Origin of the sequence: Neisseria sp. Ec49-e6-T10 (assembly GCF_051132615.1) — a bacterium.
In the GTDB taxonomy this organism is placed as follows: domain Bacteria; phylum Pseudomonadota; class Gammaproteobacteria; order Burkholderiales; family Neisseriaceae.
In genome coordinates, this window is record NZ_CP152375.1 from 2,709,747 (window position 1) to 2,721,274 (window position 11,528).

Annotated in this window: 8 protein-coding genes; 7 read left to right on the forward strand and 1 reads right to left on the reverse strand. The window is 35.9% G+C overall.

Going from position 1 to position 11,528, the window contains the following annotated elements; genetic code table 11:
* Positions 1 to 81: 81 nt before the first annotated feature.
* The 7 genes from AADH04_RS13555 (at position 82) to AADH04_RS13585 (ending at position 11,038) form a co-directional block, all read left to right on the forward strand.
* On the forward strand, positions 82 to 3,909 hold the full coding sequence (locus tag AADH04_RS13555) for a YhdP family protein (protein WP_434777804.1): 3,828 nt from the start codon (positions 82 to 84) through the stop codon (positions 3,907 to 3,909).
* Between the two features lie 159 nt (positions 3,910 to 4,068).
* Complete coding sequence (locus AADH04_RS13560) at positions 4,069 to 4,878, forward strand: carbon-nitrogen hydrolase family protein (protein WP_434777805.1); 810 nt, start codon at positions 4,069 to 4,071, stop codon at positions 4,876 to 4,878.
* A 24-nt stretch (positions 4,879 to 4,902) separates the two neighbouring features.
* The gene (tldD, locus tag AADH04_RS13565; RefSeq protein ID WP_434777806.1) at positions 4,903 to 6,348 is read left to right on the forward strand and encodes a metalloprotease TldD; all 1,446 of its coding nucleotides are present in this window, start codon (positions 4,903 to 4,905) and stop codon (positions 6,346 to 6,348) included.
* 7 nt (positions 6,349 to 6,355) lie between these two features.
* A complete protein-coding gene (locus tag AADH04_RS13570; RefSeq protein ID WP_434777807.1) occupies positions 6,356 to 6,601 on the forward strand; it encodes a sulfurtransferase TusA family protein in 246 nt (81 codons plus the stop codon).
* A 2-nt stretch (positions 6,602 to 6,603) separates the two neighbouring features.
* Positions 6,604 to 7,635 carry a dihydroorotase gene (gene pyrC / locus AADH04_RS13575; protein WP_434777808.1) on the forward strand — a complete coding sequence of 344 codons (1,032 nt, stop codon included), beginning with the start codon at positions 6,604 to 6,606 and terminating at the stop codon, positions 7,633 to 7,635.
* 204 nt (positions 7,636 to 7,839) lie between these two features.
* On the forward strand, positions 7,840 to 9,396 hold the full coding sequence (locus AADH04_RS13580) for a FecR domain-containing protein (RefSeq protein ID WP_434777809.1): 1,557 nt from the start codon (positions 7,840 to 7,842) through the stop codon (positions 9,394 to 9,396).
* Positions 9,397 to 9,403: 7 nt separating this feature from the next.
* On the forward strand, positions 9,404 to 11,038 hold the full coding sequence (locus AADH04_RS13585) for a CHASE2 domain-containing protein (RefSeq protein ID WP_434777810.1): 1,635 nt from the start codon (positions 9,404 to 9,406) through the stop codon (positions 11,036 to 11,038).
* A 30-nt stretch (positions 11,039 to 11,068) separates the two neighbouring features.
* Here the strand turns inward: AADH04_RS13585 and dut are convergent, their stop codons facing one another.
* Entirely contained in the window at positions 11,069 to 11,518 is a 450-nt protein-coding gene (dut, locus tag AADH04_RS13590) for a dUTP diphosphatase (RefSeq protein ID WP_434777811.1), read from the reverse strand.
* Positions 11,519 to 11,528 lie beyond the last annotated feature (10 nt).

Below are 11,528 nucleotides of genomic sequence, written 5' to 3' on the forward strand. Positions count from 1 at the left end.
TGTGTGAATAAAGAAAAGCGTCTCTCTTTTTTGTATCAAAACCTAAAAATATTTAAACATATATGGTTTAAGCGTCTGCTAATGATAACAGTATTTTGTTTACTGTTGTTATGGGGCAGCGCTTTTGCATTATTTCAATTTTATGTACAACCTCGTTTAGAATCATATAAACAGGAGATTCAACATCAATTTCAAGAACAAACTGGTAGTATTCTTACCATAGACAGTATACAAGGATTTTGGCGTATTTTGGTGCCTGAGTTTCATTTAAAGGGGATCAAAATTGAAGATGAAGACCCTAAAAACCCGCCATTATTACTGCAAGAAATCATCGCACAACCATCATGGTGGTCTTTATTTACTTTAAGCCCTCGTTTTTCATATATTCAGATTCAAAGCCCTAAATTGGATATTGTCCGCAATAAAAATAATGAATGGTTGTTAAATGGTGTTTTATTGTCAAAGAAAGACAACAGAAAAAGCACAAATAGTAATAAGATATTTAATCTGTTGTTGCAGCAAAAACATATTCGTATCAGTAAAACACATATTAGTTTCGAGGACCAGTTTCAATCATGGCCCAAATTGATTTTAAATGAAGGTAATTTAAATTATAAGCATCGTTTTTTTCGCAATGAGCTTAATTTAGATGGTTCATTATTTGATGTGGGTAAAAGCTTTAATTTGTCGGCAGCATGGCAAGGGGATGATGTTGATCAATGGCACAATTGGCAAGGTATTGTAGATATTGGTGTGTTCAGCCAGAGTCAATCAGATTTTTCCCGATATCTTGGCTCATTATTTAAACAAGCCAATGTTGAAGGGGCTGCACTTGGGCATATTTCTTTTTCTGAAGGCACGTTAGATAAACTTTCATTTAATATGAATTTTAATAATATTCATATTACAGATTATCAGAATAACCAGATTTATTTCCCTAAATTAAGTGCAAAAGCATTTATTGAAAAAAAAGCCAAACAACACTATCAATTTGGTGTTGAGGATGTTGTGTTAGAAACAGAAGCAGGAAAAAGCCTACAAAACGGCCATTTATTAGGTGACATTCAATTGGGTGAGCAGGGCTTTGGCTCGCTTGAAATGGATAAAATTAATTTAACCTCGTTGAATCCTATTTTAAGGCTAATTGGTGCTCATCAAAACCCAATTGTTCGTGAGTTAAATATTCGTGGTGTAGTGCATGATTTAACAGCAAAATGGCAAGGCGACCTTTCTAAACCACATAATATTCAATTATCCTCTGGTTTTACAGGGTTAAGCTGGCAAAGTGTTGAAAATATCCCAGGTATTGATCAAATTTCAGGGGTCATTCGCTTAGATAAAGAGAAAGGTTCTATTGAGCTGCAAAGTGATGAAGCTAAACTAGAGATTAAAAACGCCTATAACAAACCTTTCATCCTTCAAAAATTACAAGCAAAATTAGATATTGAAAAAACGCAAGAGCATATTATTGTTACAGTTAAAGAGTTAACAGCGCAAAATAATGCCATTAAAAACCTAAGTGTTTCTGGCTCTTATACACATTATTTAAAAAAACAAGCTCAGGATTTAGGTGTTACCGTAAAAGCACAAGAAGAGCAAGTTGATCAACTTGATTTACAGGTTAAGGCAGATCAAGTTAATGCACAAAATATACGTGATTTTTTGCCTGTTTTTACTAAGCCTCGTTCAAAGGAATGGTTAACGGAAGCATTTGTATCAGGGCAACTGAATAATGTAGATGCATCTATAAAAGGCAACCCTAAATTGTTCCCATTTGTTGATGGACAAGGAGGTAGTTTTTCAGCTAAAGCCGATATTGATCAATTAAACCTTTTGTTTTCGCCTGTTTGGCCTAGTATTCATAAAATGGTTGGTCAAATTCATTTTTCTAATGAGCGTCTAACGATTCATGGTAAAAGTGGGACAGCTGAAGGATTAATGCTCAGTGACACAACTGCTATTATCCATAATCTAAAAGACAAAGATCATATGTGGATGGATATAGATGGTCAGATTAATGGCTCTTTGACACAGTTTTTGGCTTTTTCTCGGAAAACCCCCATTGTCAAATGGACGAAAGGCTTTATTGAACAAGTACAAGGGCAGGGTAATGCAGGCATGAATCTTAAACTACATATGCCCTTACAGCATGTGAAAGATACCGAAGCGGCTGCTAGTTTAAAATTATTCAACAATACCATTAGCTTTAATAAAAATCAGTCTATTCCAAAATTATCAAGTGTTAATGGTGTCATTACTTTCACGGAAACAGGGGCTAAAAGTGAAGGCTTGAAAGCACATGCGTTTGGTGGGCAGGTATTCTTAACAACTAAAATTACATCAAGTAGGGCAACAGAATTTTCTCTAAAGGGAAATATTGATACACAAGCATTATTGTCTTTTTATTGGCCAGAAGCCCCTCATGTGGCAAAAGGCAACTCAAATTATCAGGCCAGCTTTTTGTTGGGCAATAAAAAAGGGTTTCATCAACTTAACCTTAAGTCAGATTTAAATGGTACCACTTTTGATTTACCTATTGCTCCAGAAGAGTTAAAACCCTTAAGCTTGACATTAGATCCTCAACAAAATGAAGGTTGGTTGTTAAATACAAAATTTGGTGCCAATAATGCTTTTGTGGCTCATTTAAATCAAAAGGGGCTAGCTTCTGCCGCTATTTTGGTTGGTACTCAAACCAAACCATCTCTAAATAAAAAAGGCATACAACTGATTGCCAGACAAAATGAAATTAATTTAGGTCAATGGCTAGCCATTATTCAAACTCAAGATAAACGTTTTTCTCATCATAAAACGAATAGTAATAGTAGTACACCATTATCTTTTGATTTAAAAGCCAATGAAATAAAATTAAATGATTTTACTTTGAAAAAAGCACTACTAAATGGCTCTTTAGAACCAAATCGGTTTTTAAAAGTAAAAATACAGTCAGATCTTGTTTCTGGGCAGGCTAACTTAAATTTACAGCAAAAAAATCAGCTATTGGATGTTCATTTAAGTAAATTGAATTGGACAATCAAAAAAACAAATCAAGGAAATTCAGCTACACACATACAAGAGACAAGTTGTTTTAATCTTGAAAATATACCTAATATGAATGTGTTGGTAGATCATCTTTATATTAATCAACAAGATTATGGAGTTTTAAGTTTTTATGGAAAACATACGGATCGTACCCGTTACCAGATCACAGATCTTTTGCTCAAACATCCTAAAACGACCATAACAGGCCATGTTGCACTTTCATCTGTCGCTCAAATATGCTCTCAAGCATCAGCTTCAGGACAGTTTAAGCTAGAAAGTTCGGATTTTGGTGGTTGGTTAAGTTCACAGGATTTGACCAAACAATTATTGGGCACAAAAGCCACCATAAATGCAAACTTACGTTTATCGAAGATTGAACAGCTTTCTCTCGCAAATTTACAGGGTGAGCTTGATGTGTTGATGAAAAATGGACGGTTCAGTAATGTGCAGCCTGGGTTTGGGCGTGTATTGGGTTTATTTGATTTGGGTATGTTAAGAAAACGAATGATGCTTAATTTTTCAGATGTGTTCTTGCCAGGGTTTACATTTGAAACAATTAAAGCAACAGGGGTAATTGAACAAGGAGTTTTGAATACCAGTGATTTAAAGATAGAAGCTGCAGGGCTAACAGGGAAAATGGTTGGCAACCTCAATTTACAGAAACAAAATATGGCATTGGATTTGTCTGTGACCTCAAATTTAACCTATGGGATAGTAGACAGTATTTTAAATACACAAAATAATTTACCGCAAGAACAAAAAGAAGAGTTGACTGAAGAAGAAATTGCATCATTGCCTAAAAGTGGTGTTTTAACACGTCGTTATCGTATTTCAGGAGCATGGCAAGATCCTAAAGTCAAACAGTATTAAGTTGGGTTAAATATGGAGATTCTGATTGTATAGCTAAAATTTCTGTTTCTTATAGCTAAAATCTAAAAAGAAAATAGTATGATGATAAAAGAAAAACCAGTGATGAAGATATTATTACTGTTTAATTTTGTGAGGTTTTTGAAATAAATGGGGCGTTTCATGGAAAAAGTACATTTAGCTGCAGTACAAATGATTTCTGGCTCTGATGTGTCACAAAATATACAAACGATGACCCGTTTGGTTCAGGATACAGCCAAAAAAGGTGCAAAAATTGTTTTGTTACCCGAATTTTGGGCATTTATGGGTGCTAAGGATGTAGATAAATTGGCGATTGCCGAGACTTACCAAAATGGTGTACTGCAAACAGTCATGAGCCATTTGGCAAAAGAATGTCAAGTTTATTTAGTCGGTGGCACCATTCCATTAGTCAGTCCAAACCCCAAAAAAGTCTACAACAGTATGTTAACCTTTGACCCTCAAGGTCAATGTGTTGGTCGTTATGATAAAATACACTTATTTAGCTATAAAGGTGCGGGGGAATCTTTTTCTGAGGCTGATACCATTTTGGCAGGAGGCTCAATAAGTAAATTAATACTTCCTTTTATCAATATAGCCCAAGCAATTTGTTATGATTTGCGGTTTCCTGAATTATTTAGAATGCAGCAAAATTTTGACTTGATCTTATTGCCTGCTGCATTCACTTATACAACAGGTAAAGCTCATTGGTTGACATTATTAACGGCAAGAGCAATAGAAAGTCAAAGCTATTTACTGGCAAGTAATCAAGGTGGAGTACATGAGAACGGTCGGCGTACTTTTGGACACAGTGTCTTGATTTCCCCTTGGGGGGAGATTCTTGATGCATTAGAAGAAGGTGAAGGTATTGTACAGGGTATGCTTGATTTTGGTTATTTAAACAGCATCCGCCGACATTTGCCTGCATTAGAAAACCAAGTTTTTAAAATATAATGGATTTTTCCAGAAAGTTAATCAATGTCTGAACAATCTTATCAACAGGCTCAAAAACTATTATTAGAGCAAAATCAAATTTCAGATAGTGTACTCAATAAAACATTTGCTCATATAGCACGACATAGTATTGATTATGCAGATTTATATTTCCAGCATAGTTTGTATGAAACGTGGTTTTTAGAAGAAGGTATCGTTAAGTCAGGCAGTTTTAATATCGCTCAAGGGGTAGGTGTTCGGGCTGTTAGTGCAGATAAAACGGCTTTGGCTTATTCTGATCAAATTAGTGAGCAAAGTTTAATTCAGGCTGCAACACATGTCCGTGCTATAGGCAGCACAGGTACGCCTTTTGAAGCCGCAATTACAAAACCCATTAATCGTAAGCCTCTTTTTACTTTGGATAACCCAATTAATAGTAAAGAAGCCATTGATAAAATTCAATTATTGCACAAAATAGAGCAACAAGCTAAAGCACAAGACAGCCGAGTGATTCAGGTTATGGCTGGTTTAACTTGTGAATATGATACAGTGTTTATTGCCCGTTTAGATGGAAAAAGAGCTGCTGATATTCGCCCTCTAATTCATTTATCCATTCATGTCATTGTTAGTCAAAATGGTAAGAAAGAACAAGCTTCAGGTGGGATAGGCGGGCGATACACACTTGATTATTTTGATGATGAGAAAGTTGAGCATCAAGTGCATAAAATTGTGCAGCAAGCTTTAACGAATTTAGAAGCAAAGCCAGCACCAGCAGGGCAAATGACAGTTGTTCTTGGTAATGGTTGGCCTGGTGTTCTATTACATGAAGCTATTGGCCATGGTTTAGAAGGAGATTTTAACCGAAAAGGTACATCCGCTTTTAGTAAAAAAATGGGACAAAGAGTTGCAGCCAAAGGGGTTACGATTGTTGATAACGGTAGTATTGCCAATAGAAGAGGCTCTTTAACAGTAGATGATGAGGGAAATTTAACACAAGCGACAACATTAATTGAAGATGGTGTTCTTGTTGGCTATTTACAAGATGAAATGAATGCTCGATTAATGGGCTCTGTGTCTACTGGAAATGGGCGACGTGAGAGTTATGCATGCACGACTATGCCAAGAATGACCAATACTTATATGGAAAATGGACAGTATGAGCCAGCTGAGATTATTGCCTCAGTAAAAGATGGTATTTTCGCCAGCAATTTTGGTGGAGGTCAAGTAGATATTACCAATGGAAAATTTGTTTTTAGTGCTTCAGAAGCGTGGAAAATTGAAAATGGAAAGTTAGTCTATCCTATTAAAGGTGCTACATTAATAGGTGATGGACCTGATGTGTTAAACTATGTCAGCATGATTGGTCATGATTTGGCTTTAGACAGCGGTATTGGTGTGTGTGGTAAAGAAGGGCAAAGTGTACCTGTTGGTGTTGGACAGCCAACATTGAGAATTGACGGTGGTTTAACTGTAGGTGGTAGTGAACTTTAGGTAAAAAATGATGACTATAGATATGAGTTTGGATGTGAAAGGACTCAATTGCCCTTTACCCATGTTAAAAGCTAAAAAAACATTGGCAACAATGCAAGGTGGGCAAACATTGGAAGTTTGGGCAACGGATAAGAACGTTTGTGATGATTTTAAAGCTTTTTGCCATCATACTGGTCATCAGTTACTGATGTGTGAGCAACCTGATGCCAACGAAGTAACCTTTCGAATTCTGGTGAAAAGAAAAGACGATTAATTATGGAAAAAATAGAAATCATACAACCAGATGACATGCATTTACACTTAAGAGATGGTGCAGCATTGGTTTCGGTTTTACCTTATAGTGCAAAACAAGTGGCTAGAGCTGTCATTATGCCTAATTTAAAACCGCCAGTTGTTTGTGTTGCAGATGCATTGGCGTATAAACAAAGAATTTTAAATGCAAGGCCACAAGGAAGTAGCTTTGAACCGTTAATGACCTTATATCTAACTGATAAAACAACGCCAGCTATGGTTGCTGAGGCAAAACATGCTGGTGTTGTTGCATTTAAGCTTTACCCTGCGGGTGCAACCACTAACTCTGACTCAGGTGTAACTGATTTATTTAAATTAATGCCTGTTCTGGAAAAAATGGTACAAGAGGATATGTCTTTATTGGTACATGGAGAAGTAACCGATGAGAGTGTTGATATTTTTGATCGGGAAGCTGTTTTTATTGATCAAATATTACAACCTTTGATCAAGCATTTACCTGAATTAAGAATTGTTTTTGAGCACATTACCACAGAACAAGCGGCTCAATTTGTGGCTTCCTCTTCTTCGCAAATTGCGGCAACTGTGACACCACAGCATTTATTGTTTAATCGAAATGATATGCTGGTTGGTGGCATTAAACCGCATTTTTATTGTTTACCTGTATTAAAAAGAGCGAAGCATCAGTTTGCTTTATTAAAAGCAGTGACAGGAGATTATGCTGCTCGTTTTTTTATGGGAACAGACAGTGCTCCTCACGCTCAGCATGCTAAAGAAAATGCTTGTGGGTGTGCAGGTGTATTCAGTGCACATGCTGCTGTAGAGTTTTATGCGCAAGCTTTTGAGCAAATGGGCGCTTTAGATAAGTTAGAAGCTTTCACCAGTGTGAATGGTGCTCAGTTTTATAAATTGCCGATTAATCGTTCAAAAATAACATTAATAAGAAACAAACAACAAATAGCACAAAGAATCCAGTTTGCTGATGATTGGCTTATTCCTATGAATGCAGGCCAGATGTGTGATTGGTGTGTAAATTAACTTACATTTTGTAATAAATTTATATACAACAGAGTGTATGTTAAAGTATTATATTATATATAATAAAAATGGCCTTAATAGTTAAGGCGTATTATTAAAATAATATATTTAATTGTATTGCTATGCATGATAAAATGATACTCAGCTCAAAGTTATTGTTTCTAATAGTGGATGAACATGTTTTTAGAGTGTCAGGATAATTTTATGAAAAATCTATGTCGAAAAGTCTTGGTTTTTTTAGGAATTGCTTTGTTTTCTGGAGCAATTGGAGCCGCTGACACTGCTTATTGGGAGTATCGCGTTCGGGAAGGGGATAATTTATGGTCTTTTTCAGAAAGGCATTTAATTAGCCCAGCATATGCCTTGCGTTTACGTACATTAAATAAAATTGCAGACCCATATAATATTCGTCCAAATACCATCTTAAAAGTACCCTTTCAGTGGGGAAAGAAGATTGCTGCATCTGCAAGTATTGCTTCCTTTTCAGGTAAAGTAACGGTAAAGGTTAATGGCCAATCCCAAAATGTTAGTGTCGGGTTAACCTTGCCTGCAGGCACACATATTACAACAGATAAAAAATCTCAAGCGACTTTGCGTTTTGCTGATGGTTCGCATCTTATTTTAAGTAATGATACCAGTATCGTTTTAGGGCAACAGACCTATTATCCGACTACTGGCGCATCTCATAATAAAATTGAATTAGAAAAAGGCAGTGTTAAGGGCGATATTGAACATCCTCCCTTAATGAATAACCGCTATGAAATTCAAACAAGAACAGCTGTTACTGCGGTTAAAGGGACAGAGTTGGATGTTAGCGTAGATGATGAAGGTAAAACCAGAACTTCAGTGTACTCAGGCGTTGTTGATGTTTCTTCGGGTAAAGATAAAATAGAGCTTGAAAAAGGGTATGGTTCTTTGGTTAAGGGGCATTCTAATTTAACCAAAGAAGAGCTTTTAGTTGCTCCTGATTTTGAGAAGGCGCCAGAGGAGTTTGTTCGGAATCTGCCGCAGTTTTCTTGGAAAAATATTAAAGATGCTAAAAGTTACCAAGTAGAACTATATAAGTATGATGGCAGAAGAATAGAATTACTCAGTAGTTATCAAACTGAATATAATAAAGTCATCTTTCCAATTATGGTTAATGGCCAGTACGTTGCTAATGTGTCGGGTATTCCTGAATCTGGCTTATTGGGTATTCCTACAAAAGTACCCTTTCAGGTGAAAGTTAATCCTCTTCCTCCTTTAATTGTTAGCCCTGGCGTAAACGATACTATTTTTAGTAAAACAGTTGATTTACACTTAGGTAAATCGAAAGAATATAGTGCTTACGTTGTTGAATACACAAAAGATGTAAACTTTAAAGAGAATATCCTGCAACACAAAATAGACGTAAATGATAAAGAAATAGCGTTTTCTGTCCCAGAATCAGGGGTATGGTACTGGCGGGTTGCTGGTGTTGATAAGAAAAAACAAACAGGAGTATTCAGTGGTGTCAATAAATTACAAGTAGGCACATTAAAAAGGAAGTCAGAAATCACTTTACGAGCATTCTCTATTGATAATAAAGATGTGACTTATGAATTAGTTTTAACAAAAGAAGATAAAAACGGGCAATCAGTTAATGTGTATAATAACGTAAATAAAGAACCTGTTTGGCAGTTAAAAGATGTTCAAGCTGGTCAGCAATATGAAGCTCAAGTGAATTATTTATTACATGGTGAGGTGCTTTTGAAAATGCCTGTGCAGCTAGTGAGTTGGTGATTGATTTATGTTTTTACCAAGAGGGTATGGTTCTAAAGTAATGAAGCTTCTTCCATGGATTATAGGCGTTTTTGTCTGGGTTCTATTGTTGAAGATGGTGCCAGAAGGTGGTAATAAATTAGAATCAGCATATTATGATTTTATTATTTCTCACGCGAGCCAAGAAAAACCAAATAACGATATTGTTATTATAGGTATTGATCAGGATAGTTTGAATCGAATAGGGCCATGGTCTTGGCCTAGACGTTATCACGCATACTTATTGGAACATTTAAAAAATACAAAAGCAATTGGCATTGATATTTTGTTTTCTGATCCAGATATTATGTATCCAGATTCAGATGAATATTTTGCTCGAGCCATTAGTAAAAATGGTAAAGTGGCTTTACCTGTCATCGCTAATGAAGAAAGTTCAACAGGCGAATTATTGCCCTTATTTGTACGCTCAGCGCGTTCCGTCGGTTACGTTAATTTCTTCCCAGATAATGATAATGTGGTCAGAAGACTGCAAAATAGTGATCAAAAAAATACCAATCCTGCACATTTGTATCAGAAAAGCTTTCCTGAAGCTATTTTGCAAGCGGGAGGGATTAGTGTTGAAAAAAAGTCGTATAGGTTACGTGACTGGTTGGCTAAAGTCAGCCATCAGGCTAGTTGGTTGATTCCATATAGCAATAGAGAAACACAATTTCCTTTATTTTCTTATGATCAAGTGCTGAGAGCTGAAATTTCAGAGGATTATTTTCAGGATAAAATAGTGTTGGTTGGCTCAACTGCTGCCAGTTTACAAGATAGGCAGATGACACCAAGTAAAGCTTTTGCTGGGGATTTATCGGGTGTGTTGATTTTGGCTAATATAACCAATGCTTTTTTGAATGACGATTTAATTCTGGCACCTAGTAAAATCGTTCAATTTATTTTTGCGGCTTTAAGTTTTTCTCTATTATTTTTCATTGCTTCTTTTATTAAAAAAGATCGTTTATCTGTTTATTTTGTCTTTTGTTTAGTCTTGTTGGTTGTGACTTTTATCTTGTTTATTTGGTGCAGAATATGGTTTCCCATCACTAGCTTGATTTTATGTATTTTGGGTATTGGTTTGGGGAAAGCATTGGTTCAAACAACCAGCTTTCAATTTATGGCCTTTACCGATGCGCTGACAGGTTTGTCTAATCGTTACTCTTTTGAAATGGCATTAAATCAAATTGCACAGAAATCTTATCGAAAAAAAGAACCAATTAGTTTTATTTTGATTGATCTTGATTTTTTTAAAAAATATAACGATACCTATGGGCATGATTTAGGTGATGAGGTTTTAAGAAAAATTGGTCAACTATTAAATAAACAACGTAGGCGGGGTGAAATTGCGGCTCGTTTAGGTGGAGAAGAATTTGCTGTTGTTATTCCGAATAGCAATGAAACTGAGGCAAGATATAGAGCAGAAGCAATTAGAAAAGGTGTGTTAAATCTGGCGATTGAGCATGAAGGCAGTCATATTAAGTTTGTTTCTATCAGTGTGGGCGTCTGTGTGGGTGTGGCGACAATAGATGCAGTAAATGAACGTTTACATTATCAAGAAGCCGATATCGCTTTATATGATGTGAAGCAAAAAGGACGCAATTGTGTTGAAGTAAGAACCTTATAAATCATGTGATATTCTAAGGTTCTTTTATTATTATTGTTTTCCTGTGCTGCCAAAACCACCTGTACCTCGGTCACTTTGATTAAATTCTTCTACAAGATTAAATTGTGCTTGTACGACAGGAACAATAATCATTTGCGCAATACGGTCTAATGGTTCGATGGTAAATTCCGTATTGCTTCTATTCCATACTGAGACCATTAATTCTCCTTGGTAATCAGAATCAATTAAGCCAACTAAATTGCCCAATACAATACCATGTTTATGACCTAAGCCAGAGCGGGGTAAAATCATTGCTGCTAATGATGGATCTGCAATATGAATAGCCAACCCAGTGTTGATGAGTATCGTGTCACTTGGCTTGATTGTAACAGCTTGTGTGATTGCAGCCCTTAGGTCTAAGCCAGCAGAACCAGTAGTCGCATAATTAGGTAAATAATCTTTTACCATTGGGTTTAACACTTTTAGTTCTATTTTATTCATGACTTTCCTT